Origin of the sequence: Pseudotabrizicola formosa (assembly GCF_002900965.1) — a bacterium.
In the GTDB taxonomy this organism is placed as follows: domain Bacteria; phylum Pseudomonadota; class Alphaproteobacteria; order Rhodobacterales; family Rhodobacteraceae; genus Pseudotabrizicola; species Pseudotabrizicola formosa.
On record NZ_PJOM01000003.1, the window covers coordinates 227,754 to 252,106 of the forward strand.

Here is a 24,353-nt window from a genome sequence, read left to right on the forward strand (position 1 = left end):
AGGCAGCACCGCTTGACGCGCGCGTCCCCGACCCGCATATCCGGGCATCCCCGCGGAGGTTCCAATGCTTGATGACGCCGACGACATTCACCCGCTGTTTCACGGCGCGCCCAAAGGGCTGGAGTTTCGCAAGCTGCGCAAACGGCTGGTGCAGCAAGCGCGCGAGGCGATTGACACCTATGGCATGGCAAAGCCAGGTGAGCGGTGGCTTGTCTGCCTGTCGGGTGGCAAGGACAGTTACACACTGCTCGCTGTCTTGCAGGAGTTGAAATGGCGCGGCCTGCTGCCGGTGGATCTGCTGGCCTGCAACCTCGATCAGGGCCAACCCGGCTTTCCCGCCACCGTGCTGCCCGAGTTTCTGACCCGCATGGGGGTAGACCATCGGATCGAGTATCAGGACACCTATTCGGTCGTGATCGACAAGATCAAACCGGGGGGCACGATGTGCAGCCTGTGTTCGCGGCTTCGGCGCGGCAACCTGTACCGTATCGCGCGCGAGGAAGGGTGCTCGACAGTGGTTCTGGGCCATCACCGCGATGATATTCTCGAGACCTTTTTCATGAATCTGTTCCATGGCGGCCGCCTGGCCTCGATGCCGCCGCGCCTGCTCAATGAAGATGGCGATCTGTTTGTCGCCCGGCCGCTGGCCTTTGTGGCCGAAGCGGATTGTGACCGGTTTGCCCGGGCCATGGGCTATCCGATCATCCCATGTGACCTGTGTGGCAGCCAGGAGGGCTTGCAGCGCGCACAGGTGAAAAAGCTGCTGGATGAGTGGGAGGCACGGGTGCCCGGTCGACGGCAGGTGATGTTCCGCGCTCTGATGAATGTACGTCCGTCGCATCTTGCCGACCCCGGCCTGTTCGACTTTGCGGGACTGATGCAGACCATGCGGGCCGATGCAGAAAATCCTCCTCACCTGCGGGATGCGGATTAAGGGTTCCGATACCCCCTCGTTCTAGGTTTGCCGGCCAGGAGGATGGGCCTCCGCGTCCGGGGGGCGGGCATGCACCGAATTGCGTTCAAAACATCTGCGGTCGGGGCGCTGCTGTGCAAACAGTCCAAGAGGCTTGGGGTGATCCTGTTGCCTGCCACGGCAGTCCTGGCGGTCTGGCTTGGCGGCGCGGCGGGATTTCTGGCCGGCGCGATCGCTGCCACCGCGGGTTTTGCCCTGATCGTCAACCGCAGGCGCGGGGTGGCCCCGCCTGCGGATGGCGGCCGACCTGAAGCGCTGGCCAACGAAACGTGGTTTGTGGCCAATCTGGATCGTGTGCTTGAGGGCGGCATGGCGCAGGGCAGGACGACCGTCTGCTTTGTGCTGATGTTTGATGACCTGACCGGGCTTGCGGGCCGCACTGGGCGGCTTGCGCTTGACCGGGCGATGTCGCGCACAGGCGAACGGCTGGGCCGGGCCTTGCGTGACGGCGATGTGGTGGCAGCGCTGCCCGGCAACGGCTTTGCCGTCAGCCTTGCGCCGATGCGACGGTTTGATCTGGAAAGCGCTGTGCAGATGGCTGCGCGTCTGCAGGCAGCGGTCACGGCCCCGCTGGTCATTGATGATTTGACCGTGCATCCATCGCTATCGGTGGGATTTTGTCTGGCTGACCGGGCACCGGGCGTGCTGGGCGCGCCGCTGCTGGATGCCGCCCGGACCGCGGCGGAGGAGGCGCTGCGCCATGGTCCCGGCGCAATGCGCGCCTTTCAACCGGAACTGGCCCAGCGTCGTGCCGACCGGGCAGATTTGCGCGCGGGATTGGAAGAAGCCTTGGACAAGGGGCAGATCTGCCCCTTTTTTCAGCCTCAGCTGTCCACCGACACCGGTGAAATCACTGGGTTTGAAGCTTTGGCCCGCTGGCACCACCCGGAACGCGGGGGCATTCCACCGTCAGAGTTTCTGCCGCTTGCCGAGGAGACCGGCCTGTCAGAGCGTTTGGGGGAGCTGATCCTTCATGGGGCGCTGTCAGCCCTGACCCGGTGGGACAAGGCCGGCCATAGCATCGCGCGGGTTACGGTCAACTTTTCCGGGGCCGAATTGCGCAATCCGCGCCTGCCTGACCGGCTCCTCTGGGCGCTGGACCGCTTCGCGCTGATGCCGGAACGGCTGACGGTCGAAGTGCTCGAAACCGTGGCGGCGCGGTCTGACGATGATGTGATCGTGCACAATCTGGCGCGGATCGCCGAACTGGGCTGCGGTATTGATCTGGATGATTTCGGCACCGGGCAGGCGTCCATCGTCAACATCCGGCGTTTTGCCGTCCGGCGGATCAAGGTTGACCGCTGCTTTGTCACCCGATGCGACACCGACCCGGATCAGAAGCGCATGGTCGCGGCGATTTTGTCGCTGTGTGAGCATCTGGGGTTGGAAACGGTCGCCGAAGGGGTCGAAACGCCCGGAGAGCATGTGACTGTGGCGCAACTGGGGTGCGGGCATGTTCAGGGGTTCGGCATTGCCCGTCCGATGGCGATGGAGGAAACCTTTGACTGGATCGCCTGGCATGAACTGGCGCGGCAGCATGCGATGCCGTTCGGGCAAAGGGGGTGACCACCAGGCGGCACAAGGGGGAGGGCGCCACAGGGCTTTGTCACGGTTGTGCGCACTGCGCCAACGGCGGTCCAGCGGGATCAATACTGATGGCCAAACAGGAAAACCGCTTGACCTTTCCCGCCCCCTTCTGTTGAACGACCGCTGACCTGAACAATGGCGGCGGAAGTCCCGATGGACGATCAAAACAAGAACCTCATCCTCGCAACTGTGCTGTCCTTCGTGGTCATCATGGTCTGGTTCGTGCTGTTTCCACCGCCCGAACCGGTGATTGACCCGAACGCGCCGGCAGTGACCGCGGTGGATGGCACCACGCCCCCCGCAGCGTCGCAGCCAGCGGCAACGGCCACCGCAGATGGCGCTGCCCCGGCCGCTGAAGCCCCGCGGCTGACCATCGACACGCCCGAGCTGACCGGCTCGATCTCGCTGCTGGGCGGACGGATCGACGATCTGGAGCTGAAGGCCTATCAGCAGACGCTGGATGACGACTCTGGCATCGTGCGCCTGCTTGCGCCGGTGGGGCAGGCAAATGCCTATTATGCGCTGTTCGGCTGGGGCCCTGCCGGAGCGCTGGGATTTGAGGATGTTCCCGGTGCCAATACCGAATGGACACCTGCCGGCGGTGGCACGCTGTCGCCCGGGCAGCCGGTCACCCTGCGCTGGGACAATGGCAATGGCCTGAGCTTCACCCGTGAAATCGCGGTGGATCAGCATTTCATGTTCACGGTGACCGAGAGCGTGCAGAACACCGGCACGGCAGAGGCGCGGCTGTTTCCCTATGGCATCGTCGCCCGTCACGGAAAACCCACCAACCTTGAGAACTTCTTTGTCAGCCATGAAGGCGTTGTGGCCCGTGCCGATGGCCAGCTGACCGAGACCGATTATGACGATGTGGCTGACCTGCCGCTGGTGGCGCGCGAAGGTGCGCAGGCAACGGTGGTCGAGGCGCAGACCGATGGTTATGTCGGGTTCACCGACAAATACTGGATGACGGTTCTGGTGCCGGAGCAGGGCACGCCCTTTACGTCGGTCACCAAATACGTGCCCCAGGCCGATATTTACCAGACCGAAACGCGCCAGCCGGTGGTTGCTGTTGCGCCGGGTGAGACGGTCACCTCGACGCAGCGCCTGTTTGCCGGTGCCAAGCGGTGGGAAACCCTGCGCGCCTATCAGAACGAAGGTGCGGTAGAGGGTGCGGGCCAGCCGATTCCGGGGTTCATCGACACGATTGACTGGGGCTGGTTCTTTTTCCTGACCAAGCCGATCTTTGCCGTTCTGCACTGGCTCAACGCCAATATCGGCAACATGGGTCTGGCGATCATCGGGCTGACCTTCATCCTCAAGCTGCTGGTGTTGCCGCTGGCCTACAAATCCTATGTCAGCATGGCGCGGATGAAAGAGCTGCAGCCCGAGATGGAGGCGCTCAAAGAGCGTGCGGGTGACGACAAGCAGATGATGCAGCGCGAGATGATGAAGCTGTACAAGGACAAGAAGGTGAACCCGGCCGCGGGCTGCCTGCCGATCCTGATCCAGATTCCGATCTTCTTTGCGCTGTACAAGGTGATCTTCGTCACCATCGAACTGCGTCATGCGCCGTTCTTTGGCTGGCTGCAGGATCTGTCGGCGCCGGATACCTCGTCGATCTTCAACCTCTTCGGTCTGCTTCCCTGGGCCGCGCCCGAGCCGGGGACGATCCTGGCGCTGATCTTCATTGGCATCCTGCCGATCCTCTTGGGCATCTCGATGTGGTTGCAGCAAAAGCTGAATCCAGCCCCCACCGATCCGACCCAGCAGATGATCTTTGCCTGGATGCCTTGGGTCTTCATGTTCATGCTGGGTGGCTTTGCCAGCGGGTTGGTGGTGTACTGGATCACCAACAACGTGATCACTTTCGTTCAGCAATACGCCATCATGCGCAGCCACGGGCACAAGCCGGATCTGTTTGGCAACATCAAATCGGGTTTCAAGAAGAAGCCCGCGGTTGTTCCGGTGGCTGACAAGAGCGCGAAGCCGAAGAAGAAATGATGCGGCTGGCCCAGATCTGCCGCCACCCGATCAAATCCATCGGCTTTGAGGAACTGGCAAGCGCGTCCCTGACAGAGGGGCGCGTTTTGCCGTTTGACCGGGAATGGGCGGTGCTTCATGACGCGGCCAAGGTCGGCGCGCTGAGCGAATGGGTTCACAAGATGAACTTTCTGCGCGGCGTGGCGGGGCCGGAGCTGATGGCCATTCGCGCCGTGCTGGATGAGGGCGCGCGCCGGGTAACACTGACCCATCCGGTGGCCGGCGAGATCACGGTCGCGCCCGACACTGACGGGGATCGGCTGCTGGAGTGGCTGCGCCCGCTGTGGCCCGCCGACAAGCCCGCGCCGGTGCGTGTGGATCATGTGCCCGGGCAAGCGATGACCGACGTGCCCCAACCGTTCCTGGCGGTGCTCAACGCTGCCTCCAACGCCGATCTGGGCGCGCGGATGGGGCAGGATCTGTCCATCCATCGCTGGCGTGGCAATCTTTGGGTGGACGGGTTGGAGCCTTGGGCCGAATGGGATCTGATGGGCCGTACCCTGCGCATCGGCGGGGCACAGGTTCGTATCGAGGAGCGGATCACCCGCTGCAAGGCCACCACCGTCAATCCCGACACCGGGGCAGAAGATGCTGACACTCTTGGCGCATTGCGGGCGGCGTTTGGCCATCAGGACTTTGGCACCTATGCTTTGGTCATCAAATCCGGTCCCATCGCGATTGGTGACCCAGTGGAGGTGCTATGAGCGCTGAACGCTTTCCCCTTGCGGACCTGCCGGAGATCGAACCGCGCGAAAAGGGCCGCCTGCTGTTTGCCGGGCCGGTCGATTTTGTCAAAGGCGTGGTCGCGATGTCTGGCCTGCCGCCTGCCGACAGGGTCGAGGTGTGTTTTGCCGGACGCTCCAACGTCGGCAAATCCAGCCTGATCAACGCGCTGACCGGGCGCAAGACGCTGGCGCGCGCGTCGAACACGCCGGGGCGCACGCAAGAGATCAACTATTTCGCGCTTGGCGATCAGCGCTACATGGTCGACCTTCCCGGCTATGGCTATGCCGAGGCCCCGCTGGCGGTGGTCGAGAAATGGCAGGCGTTGCTGCGGTCCTACCTGCAGGGCCGCCAGACGCTGCGCCGGGCCTTTGTGCTGGTGGACATGCGGCACGGGGTCAAGGCGGTGGACCAGGAGATCCTGTCGCTGCTGGACAAGTCTGCCGTGACGTTTCAGGTGGTCTTGACCAAGGCCGACAAGGTGAATGCTGCGACACGGGAAGAGACGATTGCGCAGGTGCAGGCGTCTTTGACCAAACACCCGGCGGCCTACCCGGAAATCGTGGTGACCAGTTCGGAAAAGGGTGAGGGGATCGAGACCCTACGTGCGATCATCGCCACGCTGGAGTGAGGCGTCATGGGCGGGGTCCGCGCCTGGCACCGGGTCATAGCCATGGCCGCCCCAGGGGTGGCAGCGGCACAGGCGGTTGACTGTCAGACAACCGCCCCTGAGGCCACCATGGCGCTGCAAAGCGTCCAACGCATAGGCCGAACAGGTGGGCTGGAAGCGGCAGCCATGGCCGACCCAAGGCGACAGCAGCAGACGATAGGCGCGCACCGGCAGGGCCAACAGCTGCGCCAGCGGGGTCATGCACGGGGGCCGTGGATGGCGCGCAGTGCGGTTTCCAGATCGATCACCAGCTGGGCAAAAGGGCGGTCCACCGTGACACCGGGGCGCGCCACCAGCACATAATCCCATCCGGGTTGCGCCAGATGCGGCAGCACGGCACGCGCCACTTCGCGCAGCCGGCGTTTGGCACGGTTACGAAACACCGCATTGCCGATTTTCTTGGAAGCGGTAAAGCCGACCTGCACGCCCGGCTTGTCATCACCCCGAAACCGCGCCTGCACCAGAAAGCCACCGGCCCCCTGCCTGCGCGCCGAAGCGGTGCGCAGAAATTCGGGGCGGTGGCGCATGGTGGTGATGCAAAAGGAAACCGCCGGTGGCGCAACGGGCGCTTCGGCAGTTATGCCTTGGCCCATTTCCTCCGGCGGCGTCATGTCTTGCCTGTTCATAAGCGGCCCTGACCGGGGCCGGAAACCTTATGCGGACAGCTTGTGACGGCCCTTGGCGCGGCGGGCAGCCAGCACCAGACGACCACCTTTGGTGGCCATGCGGGCGCGGAAACCATGGCGGCGCTTGCGGACCAGGTTGGACGGTTGGTATGTGCGCTTCATCGCGGCTCTCCATCAGACGGCTTGCCCGAACCTCAAGGATTCGAGGGCAGGGAACTTGAAGCCCGTCCTTTACGCAGGCTTGCGCCCCAAGTCAACGCAACGTCGCCGGAATTTGCACAACAATCGCAGATCTGCTTGCACTGGGGGGTGCAGGGCCGATCCTGTGTCAAACCCTGACCCCTTGATCAAGGCGGCGTGATGGGGCTGACGCATTTGGGCTTTGCGGAAACAAGTTCCGGTCGGTTCGCGTAACAGACCCTGTAACCCAGAATGAGGATGCCATGCCCCCCCCTGCCAAAGACGCCGCCAATCCATGGCTGAAACGCCTGCCCTTTCTTGTCATCCTTGGCGTGGCGGTGCTGGGGGCGGTCTTGCTGCGCGATCAGATCAGCTTTGAGGCTCTGGCCCGGCACCGCGACTCTTTGCTGGCGTTTCGGGACAGCAATTTGGCCCTGGCCAGCCTTGGCTTTGTCGCAGCCTATGTCGTCATCGTGGCCTTCAGCCTGCCGGGGGCAACGATTGCCACGCTGACGGGGGGCTTTCTGTTCGGGCTGTTTCCGGGCGTGGTTTATAATGTTGGCGGGGCCACCCTTGGCGCGGCGGCTGTGTTTCTGGCGGCGCGGGCCGGGTTCGGGGCTGATGTGGCGGCAAAGATCACCGAACGCGGCGGCGCAGCGGCGCGGTTGCAACAGGGGTTGCGCGACAACGAATGGTCGGCACTGCTGATCATGCGACTGGTGCCTGCGGTACCGTTCTTCATCGCCAATCTGCTGCCCGCCTTTGTTGGTACATCGCTGTTGCGCTTCACGGTGACCACCTTTCTGGGGATCATTCCGGGGACGTTCGTATTCACCTCCGTGGGTGCTGGTCTGGGAGAGGTATTTGCCCGCGGCGAGACCCCCGATCTGTCGATCCTTTTTGCACCGCATATCCTTGGACCGATTCTGGGGCTGGCGGCGTTGTCAGCGGTGCCTATCGTGCTGAAACGTTTTCAAAAGGGGGTCTGAGATGAACCGGATCACAACCGACATCTGCATCATCGGCGCGGGCTCGGGCGGCTTGTCCATCGCAGCCGGAGCGGTGCAGATGGGCGCGCGCGTGGTGTTGATCGAGGGCGGCGAGATGGGCGGCGATTGCCTGAACGCGGGCTGCATCCCCTCAAAGGCGCTGATCGCGGCGGCCAAGGCGGCGCAGGCCATGCGTGACGGCGCGCGCTTTGGCATCACGCCCACAGAGCCGGAGGTCGATTTCGCTGCGGTCAAGGACCACGTGGCGAGCGTCATTGAAACCATCGCCCCGGTGGACAGCCAAGAGCGGTTCGAGGGGCTGGGTGTGCGCGTCATCCGCGACTGGGCCCGCTTTACCGGGCCGGATGAGGTGGCGGCGGGGGAATATCTGATCAAGGCGCGCCGCTTTGTCATCGCCACTGGCAGCCGGCCACTGGTGCCACCGATTCCGGGCCTCGACTCGGTGCCCTCCCTGACGAATGAAACGATCTTTGCTCTGCGCGACCGGCCGGGCCATCTGCTGATCATCGGCGGTGGCCCGATCGGGATGGAAATGGCGCAGGCGCATCGCCGTCTGGGGTGCCAGGTCACGGTCATCGAGGGTGGCCGGGCCTTTGGCCGCGACGACCCCGAGATGGCGGCCATCGTCTTGGAAAACCTGCGGGCCGAGGGGGTGGAGATTCTGGAAGGCGCAGAGGTGACCGGGCTGTCCGGCCAGGCGGGGGACATCACCTTGGCACTCAAGGACGGGCGCAGTGTGCAGGGCACGCATCTGTTGCTGGCGGTGGGGCGGAAGGTGCATCTGGAAGGGTTGAACCTTGAGGCTGCGGGCGTGAAACATGACCGCAAGGGGGTGACAGTTGGGGCCGATCTGCGCAGCTCCAACCGCCGGGTCTATGCGGTCGGGGATGCGGCGGGGGGGCTGCAATTCACCCATGTGGCGGGCTATCATGCCGGCGTCGTGGTCCGGCAGATCGTGCTGGGCCTGCCGGCGAAATCCACCACCCGCCACATCCCCTGGGTGACCTATACCGACCCGGAACTGGCGCAGGTGGGCCTGACCGAAGCCGAGGCGCGCAAGGCCCATGGCAGCGCGGTGACGGTGCTGCGGCAGGCGTTTGCCCATAACGACCGCGCCCAGGCCGAGGGCAAGCCCAAGGGCCTGCTGAAGGTGATGGTGGTCAAGGGCCGCCCGGTTGGGGCGTCGATCGTGGGGCTGCAGGCGGGCGAGCTGATCGGGCTTTGGGCCTTTGCCATTGCTTCGCGCGCGAAACTTTCTGCCATCGCGGGAATGGTGGCCCCTTACCCGACTTTGGGCGAAATCTCGAAACGCGCGGCAGGAGCCTATTTTTCCCCCAAACTCTTTGATAATCCTATGCTCAAGGGGTTCGTGCGGCTGGTGCAGAAGATTTTGCCCTGAGCCGGCTGGCAGGAGGATGAAGCAGGGTGAAGGCGGCGCGCGGCGGGTTTTTCAAGACGCTCTCGGGGCGGTTCCTGCTGCTGACGGTTGCCTTTGTCATGCTGGCCGAAGTGCTGATCCTTGTGCCGTCCATCGCGCGGTTCCGGGCCGATTATCTGTTGTTGCGGCTGGAAAAGGCGCAGATTGCCTCGCTGGCCCTGTTGACCACCGATGAGGTGATTGCCCCCGATCTGGAAGCAGAGCTGCTGGTGAATGCGGGCGTGTTCAACGTGGTGTTGCGGCGTGACGAAGTGCGGCAGCTGGCGCTGTCATCGCCGATTCCGGCCGCGATATCAGGGACCTACGATCTGCGCATGTCTGGCCCCTGGGAACTGATCCGCGATGCTTTCGTGGTGATGCGCGATCCGGTGAACCGGGTGATACGGGTGATCGGCAATCCGGTGCAACAGGCGGGCCTGCTGATCGAGGTCACGATGGAGACCGGGCCCCTGCGGGCCGCCATGGTGGAATACGGGTTGCGCATTCTGGTGCTGTCGGTGCTAATCTCTGCGGTGACGGCGGTTTTGCTGTTCATCTCGGTGCAGCGGATGATCGTGACCCCGATCCAGCGGGTGGTGCGCCATATGCAAGCCTATGCCGAGGCCCCCGAAGACGCCCGCCGGGTGATTGCGCCGACATCGCCGGTGGTGGAGCTGCGCGCCGCCGAGGATGCGCTGGAAAGCATGCAAAAGCAGCTGACAGGGGCGTTGCGCCAGAAGGAGCGGCTGGCGCAACTGGGGGGTGCTGTGGCCAAGATCAGCCATGATCTGCGCAACATCCTGACAACTGCGCAACTTTTCGCCGACCGGATCGAGGGCAGCGCCGACCCGATGGTGGCCCGTGCGGCCCCCAAGCTGGTGGGGTCCATCAGTCGTGCGGTCAGCCTGTGCGAGTCGACCCTGGCCTTTGGCAAGGCCGAAGAGCCGCCGCCGCGGCTGGAACGGCTGCCGCTGCGCCCCCTGGTCGAAGAAGTGGTCGAGGCCGAAGGTCTGCTGGGCGAAAGCCAGGTCACCGCGCTGATTGACATTCCGGCAGGCTTTACCCTGCGCGCGGACAGTGAACAGCTGTACCGGGTGCTATCCAATCTGGTGCGCAACGCGCGGCAGGCGATGGAGGCTGTGGGGCAAGGCGGGGTGGTGGAAGTCTCTGCCGCCGAGGATGAGAGTGAATGGCGGCTGCGGGTCGGGGATACCGGGCCGGGGCTGCCGGCCAAGGCCCGCGAGCATTTGTTTGCGGCGTTCCAGGGCGGCGCGCGCAAGGGCGGGGCGGGGCTTGGGCTGGCGATCTCGGCCGAGCTGGTGCGGGGGCATGGCGGGCGGCTGGAGCTGGCGCGCAGCGATGCCGAGGGCACGCAGTTCCTGATTCACCTGCCCAAGCAGGTTTCGGAAAACAGTCTGCCCTTCCGGTGACTTTTGCCCTTGCAAACCCCGGCGGGGGTCGCTAAATCCGCCCTCATAGTGGACCCGTAGCTCAGCTGGATAGAGCATCAGACTACGAATCTGAGGGTCGGGCGTTCGAATCGCTCCGGGTTCACCATTCCTCTCCTGATCGGCTTCCCCTTGTGTTACAGGCTTGCGTGTCCTTTGTTTTCAAAGGCTTGGCCTTGCGGAATTTACCAGATTTTAACGGCGGAGCGGGCCCGGAAATGCGAAAACCCCCCGCCTCGGGCAAGGCGGGGGGCGTCCGGCGGCGGTGCCGCCTTCGGGCCGGTTGCGGCCCGATCAGAACACGTCGATCAGGTACAAGATGATGATGATCGGGATCGGAATGCCGATCAGCCAGGCCAATGCGCCTTTCATGGAGGGTCCTTTCCTTGGGTCTGGGGGAGCAACGCGCAAAGCCGCGGCATGGTTCCGCGCTGGGATCTGGGCGTGACAAGAGTCTGAAAGTGTGGCGTTTTTCAGGTATGCGACGCGTCTGGCGGGCGTATGGCCGGCGTATGGCTTTGGTCATGACAGCTGTGCGCAACGCCGGGGCGGTAACGCGTCGTTAAGCACGTCCTGTCAGACTGATGGCATGCCGCAGTATCAGCGCCCCAGAGTGACCGGTGCGCGGGTGTTTTTCACCCTGTGCCTTGCTGTGCGTGGCAGTGACCTGCTGCTGCGCGAAGTGGGCAGGTTGCGCCAGGCAGTGGCGCAGACCCGGGCGGAACGACCCTTCGGGATCGAGGCCTGGGTGGTGCTGCCGGACCATCTGCATTGCGTGTGGCAGCTGCCTGTGGGGGACGGGGATTTTGGGGTGAGGTGGGGGGCGATCAAGGCGCGTTTCTCGATGGGGATGCGTAGGGCGGGGTTCACCCCGCCGCCCCCGGTGGGTCGCAGGAATGGCGGGGTGAACCCCGCCCTACGGCGCAAGGGAGAGGTTGGGCTCTGGCAACCGAGGTTTTGGGAACACCATATCCGCGATGAGGCGGATTACGCTGCCCATGTCCGGTATTGTTGGGGCGATCCGGTAAAGCATGGTTTGGTTGCGCGGCCCGTCGACTGGCCGCACTCGTCGATCCACAGGGATATCCGGGTGGGGTTGGTGGCGCCGGATTGGGGCGGATCGTGCGAGGTGGGGGAGTTCGGGGAGTAGGGCGGGGTTCACCCCGCCGATGGAGGTGCGTGTGGCGGTTGGTGCCGGAGTGGCGGGGTGAACCCCGCCCTACGGAAAAGCCTTGAAGCGCGGATTGGTACAGCAGCCCGTCGATTCGGCGCATTCGACGCGCCACCGGAATATCCGGTTGAGTTTGGTGTAGGGCGGGGTTCACCCCGCCACCACCGGGTGGTCGAAAGAAAGGCGGGGTGAACCCCGCCCTACACGTTCACCGGCTGAACCGCTTGTACTTCACCCGCTTCGGCTCCAGCGCATCCGGGCCAAGGCGGCGGATCTTGTCTTCTTCATAGGCCTGGAAGTTGCCTTCGAACCATTCCACATGCGCGTCGCCTTCAAAGGCCAGCATATGGGTGCAGAGGCGGTCGAGGAAGAAGCGGTCGTGGCTGATGATCACGGCGCAGCCGGCGAAGTCTTCGATGGCCGATTCAAGCGCCTGCAGGGTTTCCACATCCAGATCGTTGGTCGGCTCGTCGAGCAGCAGCACGTTGCCGCCGGAACGGAGCAGCTTGGCCATGTGGACGCGGTTGCGTTCGCCGCCCGACAACAGGCCGACTTTCTTCTGCTGGTCGGTGCCCTTGAAGTTGAAGGCCCCGGTGTAGACGCGGCTGTTCATCTGCATGTCGCCGAGCTGGATGATTTCCGACCCGCCCGAGATTTCCTCCCAGACGTTCTTGTTGGGGTCGAGCGCGTCGCGCGACTGATCGACGTAGGAGAGTTTCACCGTGTCGCCCAGCGTGACGGTGCCTTCATCGGGCTGTTCCTGCCCGGTCAGCATGCGGAACAGGGTGGATTTGCCGGCCCCGTTGGGGCCGATGACGCCGACGATGGCGCCTGGCGGGATGGTGAAGGTCAGATCCTCGATCAGCAGCTTGTCGCCCATGGCCTTTTTCAGGCCCACAACCTCGATCACCTTGTTGCCCAGGCGTTCGCCGTTGGGAATGATGATCTGCGCGGTGGAGGCGCGTTCGGTGACGGTCTGGCTGGCCATTTCGTTGTAGCGCGACAGGCGGGCCTTGCCCTTGGCCTGACGGGCCTTGGCCCCGGAGCGGATCCACTCCAGTTCCTTTTCCAGCGCCTTTTGCTTGGATTTATCCTCGCGCGCTTCCTGCTGCATCCGCTTGGCCTTCTGATCGAGCCAGGCGGAATAGTTGCCCTCATACGGGATGCCGCGGCCGCGATCGAGTTCGAGAATCCAGGAGGTGATGTCGTCGAGGAAGTAGCGGTCGTGGGTGACGATCAGGATGGTGCCCTTGTAGGCGATCAGGTGCTTTTGCAGCCAGGCGATCGATTCGGCGTCAAGGTGGTTGGTCGGTTCGTCCAAGAGCAGCATGTCGGGCGCTTCCAGTAGCAGCTTGCAGAGCGCCACGCGGCGACGCTCCCCCCCGGACAGGTCTTCGACATTGGCGTCATCGGGCGGGCAGCGCAGCGCGTCCATGGCCACGCCGACGGTGGCTTCCAACTCCCACAGGTTGCCGGCGTCGATCTGGTCTTGCAGGGCGGCCATCTCATCCGCGGTTTCGTCCGAGTAGTTCATCGCCAGTTCGTTGTAGCGCTCCAGAATGGCGGTCTGCTTGGCGACGCCGAGCATGACGTTTTGCTTCACGGTCAGCGCGGGGTCGAGATAGGGTTCCTGCGCAAGGTAGCCGACCTTGGCCCCCTTGGCGGCCCAGGCCTCGCCTTTGAAATCCTTGTCCATGCCGGCCATGATCTTCAGCAGCGTGGATTTGCCTGCGCCGTTGACGCCGACAACGCCGATCTTGACGCCGGGCAGGAAGTTCAGGTGAATGTTTTCAAAGCATTTCTTGCCACCGGGGTAGGTTTTGGAAACGCCTTCCATGTGATAGACATATTGATAGCTGGCCATGTGTACTCTCCGGTCTGCGGGGCGGCGGGTGCGCGCTTGTGTTCTTGGGTTGCCCCTGATGTAGCGATATTGCTGGACAAGGGCAACGCGGCAGGGGCAGTTTGGCCCGCCAAATGGGGGGCTATGGATGCGGGTCGGGTTTCCGATGGCGGCGCGCGGGATGGTGGTGGGGCTCTTGGGCGGGTCGTTTGACCCGGCGCATGAGGGGCATGCCCATATCACGCGGGAGGCGATGAAGCGGCTGGGGTTGGATCAGGTGTGGTGGCTGGTCACACCCGGCAATCCGCTGAAGGCGCGGCAGCCGGCGCCGATGGCGGAGCGGATCGCGCGCGGGCGGGCGGTGATGCGGCATCCGCGGGTGAAGATCACCGATCTGGAGGCGCGGCTGGGCACGCGCTACACCTATGAGACTGTGGTGCGGTTGCAGGCGATCTATCCGGGGGTGCGCTTTGTCTGGCTGATGGGGGCGGATAATCTGGTGCAGTTTCACCGCTGGGACCGGTGGCGCGATATTCTGCGCGTGGTGCCAGTGGCGGTGCTGGCGCGGCCCGGGGCAGGGGTGAAGGCGCGGTTGAGCCGTGCGGCGCAGGCGTTCCGGGCCGAGCAGCTGGACCGGGGGGAATGGCTTGGCGGGCGACGGCAGCCCCCGGTCTGGGCCTTCATCAACCTGCCGATGATGGATGCCAGCAGCAGCGAGATCCGGGCGCGGGGCGCGTGGCGCGGCGCGGGAACGTGAACGGGCGGGCGGTTGATTGCGGGCGGGCGCATCGCCTAGGGTGAGCGGGGCAGCGGATGGGGCGATGATGATTTCACGGCGGCAGATCTTGGGCGGGGCGCTGGGCGGCCTGGCGGCGGGGGTGGCCTGGCCGGTGCTGGCCGATGCGCCGGCCCGGTCGGTGCGGCCGATGCCGCGCGGCGTGCCGGTCGCCAGCCTGCCTGCCACCTCGGCCGAGGTGCTGATCGCCGATGCGCGGCTGGGGGATGCGGCGGTGGCCAGCTATGTGGTGATGGAGGCCGCGACCGGCACCGTGCTGGAACAGCGCGAGCCAGAGGCCCCGATGCCGCCCGCGAGCGTGGCCAAGTCGGTCACGGCGCTTTATGCGCTGGACCGGCTGGGGCCGGAGTTCCGCTTCCGCACAAGGGTGCTGGCGACGGGGCCGGTGGTAGAGGGCGTGGTGCAGGGCGATCTGGTGCTGGCGGGGGCGGGTGATCCGACCTTGCAGACCGATCAGCTGGGCGATCTGGCGGCGGCGCTGGCGGCGCGGGGCGTGACGGCGGTGACCGGGCGCTTCCTGACCTGGGACCGGGCCTTGCCGCCGGTGGCGCAGATCAGCGCCGAACAGCCGGTGCAGGTGGGCTATAACCCCTCGATCAGCGGGTTGAACCTGAATTTCAACCGGGTGCATTTCGAATGGAAGCGGGCCAGTGACGGCTGGGCCACGGCGATGGATGCGCGGGGCAACCGCTTTGTGCCCGCGGTGAAGATGGCGCGGATGCAGGTGGTGGCGCGCGAGGCCCCGGTGTTCACCTATGAGGCGGCGGGCGCGGCAGAGCAATGGACCGTGGCCGCAGGCGCGCTGGGCAAGGGCGGCAGTCGCTGGCTGCCGGTGCGGCGGCCTGCGGTCTATGTCGGCGAGGTGTTCCACACGCTGGCCCGGGCACAAGGGGTGACCCTGCCGGAGCCGCAAGCGCTGCAGGGCGCGCCGGACGGGCAGGAGCTTGCGTCGGTGGACAGCGCGCCGCTGACCACGATCTTGCGCGACATGCTGCGGTTTTCCACCAATATCACCGCCGAGGCGCTGGGCCTGCGGGCCTCGGGCGCGGCGGATCTTGCGGCCTCGGCTGCGGCGATGTCGGACTGGGCGGCGGCGACCTATGGGGTCGGCTGCCGCTTTGTCGATCATTCAGGGCTGGGGTCGGCCTCGCGCGTGACCGCGTTGGATATGGCGCGGATCATGCGAGCGGCGGGGCAGGCGGGTGCGGGGGTGCAGCCCTTGCTGCGCGATCTGGGGCTGCGCGATGCGAAGGGGCGCGAGATCGCCAATTCCCCGGTGCGGGTGACGGCGAAAAGCGGGACGCTGAATTTCGTCTCGGCCCTGTCGGGGCATATCCTCGACCCGCAGGGCAAAGAGCTGGTCTTTGCGATCTTCCTGGGCGACACTGCCCGCCGCGATGCCCTGCCCGAGGCAGAACGCGAGGCCCCGGCAGGGGGCGCGGCCTGGCTGGCGCGGGCGCGCAGCCTGCAATGGCAGTTGCTGGCGCGCTGGTCGCAGACTTACAGCTGAGAGCGGTGCGAGCGGTAGGGCGGGGTTCACCCCGCCTTTTTTGAGGGGCAAGGCGGGGTGAACCCCGCCCTACGGATGGTGGATGCGGCGCGCAAAGCGTGTCGGCCTGCGCGGCGTCGCTCAGGCCTTCATGTGCCGCACCCGGGCGCCCCATTCGATGGCGGCGGCGTGCAGGCGGTCAATCGCCAGTTCTTCGCGCACCTCTTCGAGCATCCGCAGCTCCATATCGGGCAGGCGGCCGTCTGCCGCCACCACATCGCAGGCCAGGGCATAGGCGGTTTCGCGCAGGCGTTCGGGCAAGGCATCGCGGATCAGGCCGAACAGCGCATCCAGCCCGTCTTCCTCTTCAAACAGGTCATAGACCGTCTGGCTGACCGTGCGGATGCGGTCACTGTCATAGCCGGCAAACACCGGCATGTGATTGACCATGCGCTGGATGGCGACCAGTTCCGAGGTGCGCATTTGTTCATCCGCCGCCGACACGGCCACCATCACGGCGACAAGCGCATCGGGCGCAGACAGGGATGGGGGGGTATCGGGCATGGCGCAATCCTTTTGCAATCGGGCGCACAATATTGACGCGCCGGGGTTGGGGCAATAGAGGAAGGGGCTTCCCCGCGCATGGGGCGTGGGGGCGGTTCAAGGATGTAAGCAATGTCTGCTTTGCGTGATGCGGCGATGAAATCGAAGGCCTGGCCCTTTGAAGAGGCGCGCGCCATCCTGAAACGCTATGAAAAACAGGCCCCCGAGAAGGGGTATGTGCTGTTCGAGACCGGCTATGGCCCATCGGGCCTGCCCCATATCGGCACCTTTGGCGAGGTGGCGCGGACCACGATGATCCGCCGCGCGTTTGAGGTGATCAGCGACATTCCGACGCGGCTGATCTGCTTTTCCGACGATGTGGACGGCATGCGCAAGGTGCCGGAAAACGTGCCGCAGCAGGACATGCTGCGCCAGCACATGCAAAAGCCGCTCACCAGCGTCCCCGACCCTTACGGCGAATATGAAAGTTTCGGGCATCATAACAATGCCATGCTGCGCCGGTTTCTGGATACGTTCGGCTTCGAGTATGAGTTCATCAGCGCGACCGAGTTCTACAAATCGGGCCGGTTTGATGACACGCTGCGGTTGTGCGCGGAACGCTATGAGGCGATCATGGCGATCATGCTGAAAAGCTTGCGCGAAGAGCGGCAGCAGACCTATTCCGCCTTCCTGCCGATCCATCCGGAAACCGGCCGCGTGCTCTATGTGCCGATGAAGCATGTCGATGCCGTGCGGGGCGAGATCACCTTTGACGATGAGGACGGGCGGGAATGGACCCTGCCGGTGACGGGGGGCCACGTCAAGCTGCAGTGGAAACCCGATTTCGGCGCGCGCTGGGCGGCGCTGGGGGTGGATTTCGAGATGTATGGCAAGGACCATTCCACCAATACCCCGATCTATGACGGCATCTGCGAGGTTCTGGGCGGCCGCAAACCCAACCACATGACCTATGAGCTGTTCCTTGACGATCAGGGGCAGAAGATCAGCAAATCCAAGGGCAATGGCCTGACGATCGATGAATGGCTGACCTATGCGGCGACGGAATCGCTGTCTTATTTCATGTATCAAAAGCCGAAAACCGCCAAGCGGATGCATTTCGACGTGATCCCGCGCGCGGTGGATGAGTATCATCAACAGCTGCGGGCTTATGGCGATCAGGATGTGGAGAGCCGCGTGAACAACCCGGTCTGGCACATCCATGGCGGCCAGCCGCCCGGGTCGCGGATGGTGGTGCCGTTCTCGATGCTGCTGAACCTGGCTTCCGTGGCTGGGGCCAAGGATGCCAAGGGGTTGTGGGGCTATATCCGCGCCTATGCGCCAGACGCCTCGCCCGAGACCCACCCCGATCTGGATGCCGCCGCAGGCTATGCCGTGCGCTACTTTGCCGACAAGATCGCCCCCAACCGGGTGTTCCGCCTGCCCGATGACCGCGAGCGGGCGGCAATGAAGGATCTGCGCGACCGGCTGGCCGCCTGGGACGGTGGGGCGGATGCCGATGCCTTGCAGAGCATGGTCTTCGCTGTCGGCAAGGACCATGGGTTCGAGCCGCTGCGCGACTGGTTCAAGGCGCTCTACGAGGTGCTGCTGGGCGCGTCGGATGGCCCGCGGTTTGGGGGCTTCATCGCGCTTTATGGTGTGCCGGAAAGCATCGCGCTGATCGACCGGGGGCTGGCAGGCGCATTTGTGACGGCCTGACAAGGGCCTGACGAGGGCCTGAGACAAAGCTCACCCCATGGCATTGACCGGGCCTGCGCCCGGTCTATCCTTTTGTGCGGGGATGTTTCGGACAAGGATCACAGCCATGCGCCTGCTGACCGCCGCTTTCGTGACTGCCGTTCTTGCGGCCACCCTGCCCGCCGCTGCGCAGGAAGAGCCGATCCAGACCACCATCCGCAACCAGCTCACCGCGCTGGGGCAGGATGATTTCGCCACCGCCTTCAGCTTCGCCAGCCCGACCATCAAGAGCCTGTTCGGCACAGCGGATAATTTCGGCATGATGGTGCGCCAGGGCTATCCGATGGTGCACCGGTCCGGTGAGGTCAGGATGCTGGAGCTGCGCGAGGTGGCGGGCAACCTGTGGCAAAGGGTGATGATCACCGACCAGCAAGGCCGCACCCATTTGCTCGACTACCAGATGGTCGAGACGGCGGAGGGCTGGCAGATCAACGGCGTGCAATTGCTGCCGCAACTGGGCGTGGGGGCATAGCGCCGGTCGCTCTGCCCCCGGACCCCCGGAATAGTCAAAGATTGAAAAGGCTCCTTACCTGTTCTTAAATATCCCCGCCGGAGGCTCCAACCTCTCCGCAGCTCAGGGATATCAGAACGATCCCATGGCAATGCCGCCCAGGGGGGCTCGATGCCCCCTTGGGCGGCCCCTGGGCTCAGGTCAGGCCGCGGATCACGCGGTTGATGTGGCCCATCTTGCGGCCGGGCTTGACCTCGGCCTTGCCGTAGAGGTGGATCTGCGTGTTCCGGTCGCGGGCGAGGGCGGGGATCTTGTCCACATCGGCACCGATGAGGTTTTCCATCACCACATCGGCATAGCGGGTGCCATCGCCGAGGGGCCAGCCGGTGATGGCGCGGATGTGCTGTTCGAACTGGTCGACCGCGCAGCCGGCCTGGGTCCAGTGGCCGGAGTTGTGCACGCGGGGGGCGATCTCGTTGACGATCAGGCCGCGCGGGGTCACGAAGAGCTCGACCCCCAGCACGCCGACGTAATCGAGCGCGTTCAGGATGCGGGCGGCGATCAGCACCGCGTCGCTGCGCTGGCTGGGCGACAGGCGGGCGGGCAGGGTAGTGCTGTGCAGGATACCATTGCGGTGCACATTCTCGCCCGGGTCATAGCAGGCGACCGAACCGTCGAGGCCGCGGGCTGCGATGACCGAAACCTCATGGCTGAAGTCGATGAAGCCTTCCAGCACCGACTCTGCCCCGTTCATCGCGGCCCATGCGGCGGCGGCGTCTTCCGGTGCCATGATCCGCGCCTGGCCTTTGCCATCATAGCCCAGGCGGGTGGTTTTCAGGATGGCCGGGGTGCCGATCCGGGCGATGGCCTCCTGCAGCGTCTCCCCGTCGGTCACCCGGGCATAGGGGGCGGTGGCAAGGCCAAGGCCGGTGAGGAAATCCTTTTCCGCGATACGCTCTTGCGACACGGCCAAAGCGCGGCGGTTGGGGCGGATCGGGCGGATCGCCTCGAGCGCGTCGAGCGAGGCGGTGGGCACGTTTTCAAATTCATAGGTGATGACATCCACGCTTTGCGCGAAGGCGCGCAGGGCGGCGAGGTCGTCATAGGGCGCGGTGGTGACGCGGGCGGCGACATGGCCTGCGGGCGGGGCGGCCCCGGGTTCATAGATGTGGCAGTGAAAGCCGAGGCGGCTGGCGGCGACCGACAGCATGCGGCCCAGTTGGCCGCCGCCCAGAATGCCGATGGTCGCGCCGGGGTGCAGCGGTTCAGTCATCCTTTGGCTCCTCGGGGATGCTGGCCGACAGGGCGGCGCGCCAGGCGTCCAGCCGCTCTGCCAGAGCGGCATCCGAAAGGGCCAGGATGCCCGCCGCCATCAGCCCGGCATTGGCCGCACCGGCCGCGCCGATGGCCATGGTGGCGACCGGATAGCCCTTGGGCATCTGCAGGATGGAATACAGGCTATCCACCCCCGACAGGGCCTTGGTCTGCACCGGTACGCCGATCACCGGCACCCGTGTCTTGCTGGCCATCATGCCGGGCAGATGGGCGGCCCCGCCCGCGCCTGCGATGATCACCTTGAGCCCGCGGCCCGCCGCCTCGCGCCCATAGGACCACAGCCGGTCGGGCGTGCGGTGGGCACTGACGATCCGGGCTTCATAGCGGATGCCCAGCTCGTCAAGGATCAGGGCTGCTTCTTTCATCGTGGGCCAGTCGCTTTGCGACCCCATGATGAGTCCGACGTCAACGGCCATGCGCGTTCCCCCGATTGATCCCTGCCTTGGCGCGATTACGACAGGATGCCGCCGGGGGCAAGTGTCGGGGGGCCGGTGCCGGACGGATCAGGCGATGATATCGGGGATCAGCTGATCTTCGATCTTCACCATCTGGTCTTTCAGCGACAGCTTTTGCTTTTTCAACCGGCGCAGGGTCAGCTGATCGGGGCGGCCGGTCGCTTCCAGCGCGTGGATCGCTTCGTCCAGATCCCGATGTTCACGCCGAAGCACTTCCAGCCGGATGCGGAGCATGTCTTCGAAGTTGAGTTCGCTGGGCGCGTTCATGGGTCTCGCTTGCTGGGTTGCTTGCCGGAGGGGAGCTGAGTCGCGTCACATTCTGTGGATAGAATATAAGGTGTCTTTGGCGTTACGGCAAAGACAATGGCAGGATTGGAATGGATTTTAGGGCGGCCCCGGGCTGGGCCCGGGCCGCAGGGCCGGGCCGGGGCGCTGCACCCTTGCACCCTGCCGCGGCCTTCCCCATATTTGATCAGATGCAGGTGCCAGTGACGGGCCTGCACCGCATAATGTCGCTTTTGCAAAGGGCATCAGACAGATGACGAAATTGAGTTTTGGCGCGCATCCGTTCCTGCTGGGGTTTGAACAGCTGGAGCGGCTGGTGGAGCGGACGGCAAAAACCGCGGGCGAGGGCTATCCGCCATTCAACATCGAAGCCACGGCGGACAATGCCTATCGGATCACGCTGGCGGTGGCCGGGTTCCGCGAGGAGGATCTGGCCATAACGGTCGAGGACCGGCAGCTTGTGGTGCGCGGACGGCAGCCCGAAGACACACAAGACCGTGTGTTCCTGCATCGGGGCATTGCCGCGCGCGCCTTTCAGCGCAGCTTTGTACTGGCAGATGGTGTCGAGGTGGCAGGGGCCAGCATGGACCATGGCCTGTTGCACATTGATCTGAAACGATCGGTTCCGGATGCGGTGGTCCAGACCATCCGTATTGGCCGCGGATAAGGAGAATGCAGATGAACAGTCCTTTCAAAGGGGTTGCCGAGGCACAAAGCCCGATCGTCTACGTGCGCCCGGTCATGGTGGCCGATTTGCCCGATGACCTGCGCGAGCAGATTGGTGATGTCGAGACGGTGTATTCTGTGCACCGCCCGAATGGCGAGCGTCTGGCGCTGGTGCGCGACCGCAACCTGGCGTTTTCGCTGGCGCGGCAGAACGATCTGGCCCCGGTCAGCGCACATTAGGGGATCTGCGGCTTGGCCGTCGCAGATCTGGTCCGTTGGGCGGCCATCGGGCGGCCCGCCTTGAGAAGATCTGGCGGCAGAGCCGGGCCGATCAGCGCTGGCAGGAGGCCTGCAAGATCGACGGGGCTGAGGATGGGGCGCGGAGCCGCGCCTTTTGGCTGGGGGTCGGCGCTGCCGGTTTCGGTCAACATGTCTTCGGCAAAGATCAGTTCGGCCCGGTCAAACACCAGATGGATATAGTCGACCCCCGCGCAGGGGGAGAGCCGGACCGTGGTGCCGTTGAGCAAATGGCGCGCCTCGACCATGACCTGCGGCGTGCCGGGCAGGGCAGTGGTGCGCGGGTCTGACAGCACGATGCGCTGATCCTGTGACAGGTGCAGATCGCGGCAGGTGCCGAAAGTGCCTGCCATGATCAGGACCGGCGCTGCGGCCCCGCGCCCGCCGATGCGACGGCGCAGCAGGCGGCGCAGGACGCGCGGGCCGTGATCGGCGGTCAGCACCAGGCTGCCGGGGGTCAGATCATCAATCCATATGGGGCCATCCGGGGTGCGGATCTGCGTGCCGGCGACAAGGCTGCGGTAGGCGGGGGGCAAGGCCGGCGCAAAGCCGCGCGGGCGGAGCACAGGGGAAAGCACAGGGGAAAGCTCTGCGCCGCTGGCACCGGCAGGGATTGGGCCGCTGTCTGTCATCGCCATGGTTCCTGCCGTTGCCGAGGAAATCATGGCACCAGCATCGCAGCGGCAGCTTTCGAACAGGTTAAGCTGCGCCGCCTCTGACCTTGCCGGAGGCGGCGCAGCTGTGGATCAGGCGCGGATCAGGCCCAGCGATTCCAGTTTCAGGATCACCTGATGGGCGCAGTGATCGACATCGGTGCCTTCGGTGTCGACCACCAGTTCGGCCTTGGTGGGGGCCTCATAAGGATCTGAAATGCCGGTGAATTCCTTGATCTTGCCTTCGCGCGCCAGTTTGTAGAGCCCCTTGCGGTCGCGGCGTTCGCATTCTTCGATGGAGGTTGCGACATGCACCTCGATGAAGGCGCCGAAGGCCTCGATCATCTCGCGCACGGCGCGGCGGGTGGCGGTATAGGGCGCGATCGGGGCGCAGATCGCGATGCCGCCGTTCTTGGTGATTTCCGACGCCACATAGCCGATGCGCTTGATGTTGATGTCGCGGTGTTCCTTGCTGAACCCCAGTTCCGAGGACAGGTGTTTGCGCACCACATCGCCATCCAAGAGCGTGACCGGACGGCCGCCCATTTCCATCAGCTTGACCATCAGCGCATTGGCGATGGTGGATTTGCCTGAGCCCGACAGGCCGGTGAAGAAGACGGTGAAGCCCTGTTGCGCGCGGGGCGGCGAGGTGCGGCGGAGTTCGCGCACCACTTCGGGGAAGCTGAACCATTCGGGGATGTCGATGCCTTCGCGCAGGCGGCGGCGCAGTTCGGTGCCCGAGATATCCAGAACGGTGGTGTTTTCCGGCACTTCGTTGGCGGGGTAGTATTGCGCCTTTTCCTGCACATAGACCATGTGTTTGAAATCGACCATCTCGATGCCGATCTCGCTCGCATGCTGGGCGAACAGGGTCTGCGCGTCATAGGGGCCGTAGAAATCCTGCCCGGCAGAGTTCTTGCCCGGCCCGGCATGATCGCGCCCGACGATGAAATGGGTGCAGCCGTGGTTTTTGCGGATAATGCCATGCCACACGGCCTCACGCGGGCCGGCCATGCGCATGGCGAGGTTGAGAAGGCTCATGGTGGTGGTGGATTGCGGGTATTTGTCCAGCACCGCCTCGTAGCACCGCACGCGGGTGAAATGGTCCACATCGCCCGGCTTGGTCATGCCGACGACGGGGTGGATCAGCAGGTTGGCCTGGGCCTCGCGCGCGGCGCGGAAGGTGAGTTCCTGATGCGCGCGGTGCAGCGGGTTGCGGGTCTGGAAGGCCACGACCTTGCGCCAGCCCATCTTGCGGAAGAAGGCGCGCAACTCATTGGGCGTGTCGCGGCGGCCTTTGAAATCGTAATGCACCGGCTGCTGGATGCCGGTGATCGGGCCGCCCAGATAGACGCGGCCCGCCTGATTGTGCAGGTAGTTCACCGCCGGATGGGCCAGATCGTCGGCACCAAAGACCTTTTCCGCCTCCAGCGCCTTGTTGGGCAGCCATTTGTCGGTGACCGACAGGATGGCAAGGATCACGCCTTCCTGGTCGCGCAGCGCGATGTCCTGCCCCGGTTCGATGGTTTCGGCGAATTTTTCGTTTACATCCAGCGTGATCGGGATCGGGAACAGCGCCCCGCTGGCGGTGCGCATGGTTTCCACCACGCTGTCGTAATCGGCTTCCGACATGAAGCCCTTGAGCGGGTTGAAGCCGCCGTTCATCAGGAGTTCCAGATCGCAGATCTGACGCGCGGTCATATCCCAGGATGGCAGGTTGCCCGCCTCGGCCTTCAGTTTCTGGGCGGAGTCGTAGGAGACATAAAGCTCTGGAATCGGGGCAAGGTTGGGAAGCGACATCGGATACGGGCCTTTCACATGCACAGCCGGGCGAGGGCATAGCCTCGTCATTCGCGCGGGGCTGTAGCGTGCGAATGCGGCTGAATTCAAGCGAAACAGGGGGTTTGCCGCAAACGAGGGCGGAAATGCTGCATCCG

The 24,353-nt window shown here is 64.6% G+C and carries 25 protein-coding genes and 1 tRNA gene; 16 read left to right on the forward strand and 10 right to left on the reverse strand.

Going from position 1 to position 24,353, the window contains the following annotated elements; translation table 11 throughout:
- Positions 1–64 precede the first annotated feature (64 nt).
- The 5 genes from ttcA to yihA all read left to right on the forward strand — a co-directional run bounded on the left by ttcA (position 65) and on the right by yihA (position 5,957).
- The gene (gene ttcA / locus CXR43_RS12315) at positions 65–934 is read left to right on the forward strand and encodes a tRNA 2-thiocytidine(32) synthetase TtcA (RefSeq protein ID WP_103334380.1); all 870 of its coding nucleotides are present in this window, start codon (positions 65–67) and stop codon (positions 932–934) included.
- 69 nt (positions 935–1,003) lie between these two features.
- The gene (locus CXR43_RS12320; protein WP_103334677.1) at positions 1,004–2,539 is read left to right on the forward strand and encodes a putative bifunctional diguanylate cyclase/phosphodiesterase; all 1,536 of its coding nucleotides are present in this window, start codon (positions 1,004–1,006) and stop codon (positions 2,537–2,539) included.
- Positions 2,540–2,713: 174 nt separating this feature from the next.
- A complete protein-coding gene (gene yidC, locus CXR43_RS12325; RefSeq protein ID WP_103334678.1) occupies positions 2,714–4,564 on the forward strand; it encodes a membrane protein insertase YidC in 1,851 nt (616 codons plus the stop codon).
- Positions 4,564–5,307: an MOSC domain-containing protein gene (locus CXR43_RS12330; RefSeq protein ID WP_354001014.1), complete on the forward strand. Its 744-nt coding sequence runs from the start codon at positions 4,564–4,566 to the stop codon at positions 5,305–5,307. The genes yidC and CXR43_RS12330 overlap by 1 nt, the downstream gene beginning before the upstream one ends.
- Positions 5,304–5,957, forward strand: coding sequence for a ribosome biogenesis GTP-binding protein YihA/YsxC (yihA, locus tag CXR43_RS12335; protein WP_103334382.1), 654 nt, complete (start codon positions 5,304–5,306; stop codon positions 5,955–5,957). Before CXR43_RS12330 ends, yihA begins: the two co-directional genes overlap by 4 nt.
- On the opposite strand, the gene yidD is transcribed toward yihA, so the two are convergent.
- The 3 genes from yidD to rpmH are packed head-to-tail and all read right to left on the reverse strand — an operon-like array spanning position 5,928 to position 6,784.
- A complete protein-coding gene (gene yidD, locus CXR43_RS12340; protein ID WP_103334383.1) occupies positions 5,928–6,197 on the reverse strand; it encodes a membrane protein insertion efficiency factor YidD in 270 nt (89 codons plus the stop codon). The genes yihA and yidD overlap by 30 nt on opposite strands.
- Positions 6,194–6,607: a ribonuclease P protein component gene (gene rnpA / locus CXR43_RS12345; RefSeq protein WP_103334679.1), complete on the reverse strand. Its 414-nt coding sequence runs from the start codon at positions 6,605–6,607 to the stop codon at positions 6,194–6,196. The genes yidD and rnpA overlap by 4 nt, the downstream gene beginning before the upstream one ends.
- 42 nt (positions 6,608–6,649) lie before the next feature.
- Complete coding sequence (gene rpmH, locus CXR43_RS12350) at positions 6,650–6,784, reverse strand: 50S ribosomal protein L34 (protein WP_100195973.1); 135 nt, start codon at positions 6,782–6,784, stop codon at positions 6,650–6,652.
- A 281-nt stretch (positions 6,785–7,065) separates the two neighbouring features.
- Between rpmH and CXR43_RS12355 the strand changes: the two genes are divergently transcribed.
- From CXR43_RS12355 to CXR43_RS12375, 5 genes are all read left to right on the forward strand, one after another.
- Positions 7,066–7,791, forward strand: a complete 726-nt coding sequence (locus CXR43_RS12355) for a TVP38/TMEM64 family protein (protein ID WP_103334384.1) — start codon at positions 7,066–7,068, stop codon at positions 7,789–7,791.
- A gap of 1 nt (position 7,792) precedes the next feature.
- Positions 7,793–9,211 carry a dihydrolipoyl dehydrogenase family protein gene (locus CXR43_RS12360; protein WP_103334385.1) on the forward strand — a complete coding sequence of 473 codons (1,419 nt, stop codon included), beginning with the start codon at positions 7,793–7,795 and terminating at the stop codon, positions 9,209–9,211.
- 98 nt (positions 9,212–9,309) lie between these two features.
- Positions 9,310–10,659 (forward strand): sensor histidine kinase, encoded by a 1,350-nt coding sequence (locus tag CXR43_RS12365; RefSeq protein WP_103334680.1) that lies wholly within the window; start codon positions 9,310–9,312, stop codon positions 10,657–10,659.
- Between the two features lie 50 nt (positions 10,660–10,709).
- A tRNA-Arg gene (locus CXR43_RS12370) sits at positions 10,710–10,786 on the forward strand.
- Positions 10,787–11,266: 480 nt separating this feature from the next.
- Positions 11,267–11,827, forward strand: a complete 561-nt coding sequence (locus CXR43_RS12375) for an REP-associated tyrosine transposase (protein ID WP_103334386.1) — start codon at positions 11,267–11,269, stop codon at positions 11,825–11,827.
- 229 nt (positions 11,828–12,056) lie between these two features.
- Here the strand turns inward: CXR43_RS12375 and ettA are convergent, their stop codons facing one another.
- Positions 12,057–13,712: an energy-dependent translational throttle protein EttA gene (gene ettA / locus CXR43_RS12380; protein WP_103334387.1), complete on the reverse strand. Its 1,656-nt coding sequence runs from the start codon at positions 13,710–13,712 to the stop codon at positions 12,057–12,059.
- A gap of 127 nt (positions 13,713–13,839) precedes the next feature.
- Here ettA and CXR43_RS12385 point away from each other — a divergent pair, with 127 nt between their 5' ends.
- Together CXR43_RS12385 and dacB are read left to right on the forward strand one after the other, a co-directional pair.
- The gene (locus CXR43_RS12385; RefSeq protein WP_103334388.1) at positions 13,840–14,448 is read left to right on the forward strand and encodes a nicotinate-nucleotide adenylyltransferase; all 609 of its coding nucleotides are present in this window, start codon (positions 13,840–13,842) and stop codon (positions 14,446–14,448) included.
- Between the two features lie 64 nt (positions 14,449–14,512).
- Positions 14,513–15,997 carry a D-alanyl-D-alanine carboxypeptidase/D-alanyl-D-alanine endopeptidase gene (gene dacB, locus CXR43_RS12390; protein ID WP_103334681.1) on the forward strand — a complete coding sequence of 495 codons (1,485 nt, stop codon included), beginning with the start codon at positions 14,513–14,515 and terminating at the stop codon, positions 15,995–15,997.
- Positions 15,998–16,117: 120 nt separating this feature from the next.
- Here the strand turns inward: dacB and CXR43_RS12395 are convergent, their stop codons facing one another.
- Positions 16,118–16,540, reverse strand: a complete 423-nt coding sequence (locus tag CXR43_RS12395) for a tellurite resistance TerB family protein (protein ID WP_103334389.1) — start codon at positions 16,538–16,540, stop codon at positions 16,118–16,120.
- Between the two features lie 111 nt (positions 16,541–16,651).
- Here CXR43_RS12395 and CXR43_RS12400 point away from each other — a divergent pair, with 111 nt between their 5' ends.
- Positions 16,652–18,235 carry a lysine--tRNA ligase gene (locus CXR43_RS12400; RefSeq protein WP_103334390.1) on the forward strand — a complete coding sequence of 528 codons (1,584 nt, stop codon included), beginning with the start codon at positions 16,652–16,654 and terminating at the stop codon, positions 18,233–18,235.
- Between the two features lie 106 nt (positions 18,236–18,341).
- Positions 18,342–18,746: a DUF4864 domain-containing protein gene (locus CXR43_RS12405; RefSeq protein ID WP_103334391.1), complete on the forward strand. Its 405-nt coding sequence runs from the start codon at positions 18,342–18,344 to the stop codon at positions 18,744–18,746.
- A 175-nt stretch (positions 18,747–18,921) separates the two neighbouring features.
- On the opposite strand, the gene CXR43_RS12410 is transcribed toward CXR43_RS12405, so the two are convergent.
- The 3 genes from CXR43_RS12410 to CXR43_RS12420 form a co-directional block, all read right to left on the reverse strand.
- The gene (locus tag CXR43_RS12410; RefSeq protein ID WP_103334392.1) at positions 18,922–19,998 is read right to left on the reverse strand and encodes a 5-(carboxyamino)imidazole ribonucleotide synthase; all 1,077 of its coding nucleotides are present in this window, start codon (positions 19,996–19,998) and stop codon (positions 18,922–18,924) included.
- Complete coding sequence (gene purE / locus CXR43_RS12415; RefSeq protein WP_103334393.1) at positions 19,991–20,476, reverse strand: 5-(carboxyamino)imidazole ribonucleotide mutase; 486 nt, start codon at positions 20,474–20,476, stop codon at positions 19,991–19,993. Before purE ends, CXR43_RS12410 begins: the two co-directional genes overlap by 8 nt.
- Positions 20,477–20,563: 87 nt before the next feature.
- Positions 20,564–20,782 carry a YdcH family protein gene (locus tag CXR43_RS12420; RefSeq protein WP_103334394.1) on the reverse strand — a complete coding sequence of 73 codons (219 nt, stop codon included), beginning with the start codon at positions 20,780–20,782 and terminating at the stop codon, positions 20,564–20,566.
- Positions 20,783–21,053: 271 nt separating this feature from the next.
- Between CXR43_RS12420 and CXR43_RS12425 the strand changes: the two genes are divergently transcribed.
- A complete protein-coding gene (locus CXR43_RS12425; protein WP_103334395.1) occupies positions 21,054–21,467 on the forward strand; it encodes an Hsp20 family protein in 414 nt (137 codons plus the stop codon).
- Positions 21,468–21,478: 11 nt separating this feature from the next.
- The gene (locus CXR43_RS12430) at positions 21,479–21,706 is read left to right on the forward strand and encodes a DUF1150 family protein (protein ID WP_103334682.1); all 228 of its coding nucleotides are present in this window, start codon (positions 21,479–21,481) and stop codon (positions 21,704–21,706) included.
- Here the strand turns inward: CXR43_RS12430 and CXR43_RS12435 are convergent.
- Positions 21,703–22,395, reverse strand: a complete 693-nt coding sequence (locus CXR43_RS12435) for a Hint domain-containing protein (protein ID WP_168219825.1) — start codon at positions 22,393–22,395, stop codon at positions 21,703–21,705. The two genes, CXR43_RS12430 and CXR43_RS12435, sit on opposite strands and share 4 nt — an antisense overlap.
- Before the next feature lie 114 nt (positions 22,396–22,509).
- Positions 22,510–24,216 carry a bifunctional sulfate adenylyltransferase/adenylylsulfate kinase gene (locus CXR43_RS12440; protein WP_103334397.1) on the reverse strand — a complete coding sequence of 569 codons (1,707 nt, stop codon included), beginning with the start codon at positions 24,214–24,216 and terminating at the stop codon, positions 22,510–22,512.
- Positions 24,217–24,353 lie beyond the last annotated feature (137 nt).

Excerpts from the sequence above, each read along its gene's own strand:
- ttcA (WP_103334380.1), top strand. The coding sequence starts at position 65 with ATGCTTGATGACGCCGACGACATTCACCCGCTGTTTCACGGCGCGCCC.
- CXR43_RS12320 (WP_103334677.1), top strand. The coding sequence starts at position 1,004 with ATGCACCGAATTGCGTTCAAAACATCTGCGGTCGGGGCGCTGCTGTGC.
- yidC (WP_103334678.1), top strand. The coding sequence starts at position 2,714 with ATGGACGATCAAAACAAGAACCTCATCCTCGCAACTGTGCTGTCCTTC.
- CXR43_RS12330 (WP_354001014.1), top strand. The coding sequence starts at position 4,564 with ATGCGGCTGGCCCAGATCTGCCGCCACCCGATCAAATCCATCGGCTTT.
- yihA (WP_103334382.1), top strand. The coding sequence starts at position 5,304 with ATGAGCGCTGAACGCTTTCCCCTTGCGGACCTGCCGGAGATCGAACCG.
- yidD (WP_103334383.1), bottom strand. The coding sequence starts at position 6,197 with ATGACCCCGCTGGCGCAGCTGTTGGCCCTGCCGGTGCGCGCCTATCGT.
- rnpA (WP_103334679.1), bottom strand. The coding sequence starts at position 6,607 with ATGACGCCGCCGGAGGAAATGGGCCAAGGCATAACTGCCGAAGCGCCC.
- rpmH (WP_100195973.1), bottom strand. The coding sequence starts at position 6,784 with ATGAAGCGCACATACCAACCGTCCAACCTGGTCCGCAAGCGCCGCCAT.
- CXR43_RS12355 (WP_103334384.1), top strand. The coding sequence starts at position 7,066 with ATGCCCCCCCCTGCCAAAGACGCCGCCAATCCATGGCTGAAACGCCTG.
- CXR43_RS12360 (WP_103334385.1), top strand. The coding sequence starts at position 7,793 with ATGAACCGGATCACAACCGACATCTGCATCATCGGCGCGGGCTCGGGC.
- CXR43_RS12365 (WP_103334680.1), top strand. The coding sequence starts at position 9,310 with ATGCTGGCCGAAGTGCTGATCCTTGTGCCGTCCATCGCGCGGTTCCGG.
- CXR43_RS12375 (WP_103334386.1), top strand. The coding sequence starts at position 11,267 with ATGCCGCAGTATCAGCGCCCCAGAGTGACCGGTGCGCGGGTGTTTTTC.
- ettA (WP_103334387.1), bottom strand. The coding sequence starts at position 13,712 with ATGGCCAGCTATCAATATGTCTATCACATGGAAGGCGTTTCCAAAACC.
- CXR43_RS12385 (WP_103334388.1), top strand. The coding sequence starts at position 13,840 with ATGCGGGTCGGGTTTCCGATGGCGGCGCGCGGGATGGTGGTGGGGCTC.
- dacB (WP_103334681.1), top strand. The coding sequence starts at position 14,513 with ATGATGATTTCACGGCGGCAGATCTTGGGCGGGGCGCTGGGCGGCCTG.
- CXR43_RS12395 (WP_103334389.1), bottom strand. The coding sequence starts at position 16,540 with ATGCCCGATACCCCCCCATCCCTGTCTGCGCCCGATGCGCTTGTCGCC.
- CXR43_RS12400 (WP_103334390.1), top strand. The coding sequence starts at position 16,652 with ATGTCTGCTTTGCGTGATGCGGCGATGAAATCGAAGGCCTGGCCCTTT.
- CXR43_RS12405 (WP_103334391.1), top strand. The coding sequence starts at position 18,342 with ATGCGCCTGCTGACCGCCGCTTTCGTGACTGCCGTTCTTGCGGCCACC.
- CXR43_RS12410 (WP_103334392.1), bottom strand. The coding sequence starts at position 19,998 with ATGACTGAACCGCTGCACCCCGGCGCGACCATCGGCATTCTGGGCGGC.
- purE (WP_103334393.1), bottom strand. The coding sequence starts at position 20,476 with ATGGCCGTTGACGTCGGACTCATCATGGGGTCGCAAAGCGACTGGCCC.
- CXR43_RS12420 (WP_103334394.1), bottom strand. The coding sequence starts at position 20,782 with ATGAACGCGCCCAGCGAACTCAACTTCGAAGACATGCTCCGCATCCGG.
- CXR43_RS12425 (WP_103334395.1), top strand. The coding sequence starts at position 21,054 with ATGACGAAATTGAGTTTTGGCGCGCATCCGTTCCTGCTGGGGTTTGAA.
- CXR43_RS12430 (WP_103334682.1), top strand. The coding sequence starts at position 21,479 with ATGAACAGTCCTTTCAAAGGGGTTGCCGAGGCACAAAGCCCGATCGTC.
- CXR43_RS12435 (WP_168219825.1), bottom strand. The coding sequence starts at position 22,395 with ATGACAGACAGCGGCCCAATCCCTGCCGGTGCCAGCGGCGCAGAGCTT.
- CXR43_RS12440 (WP_103334397.1), bottom strand. The coding sequence starts at position 24,216 with ATGTCGCTTCCCAACCTTGCCCCGATTCCAGAGCTTTATGTCTCCTAC.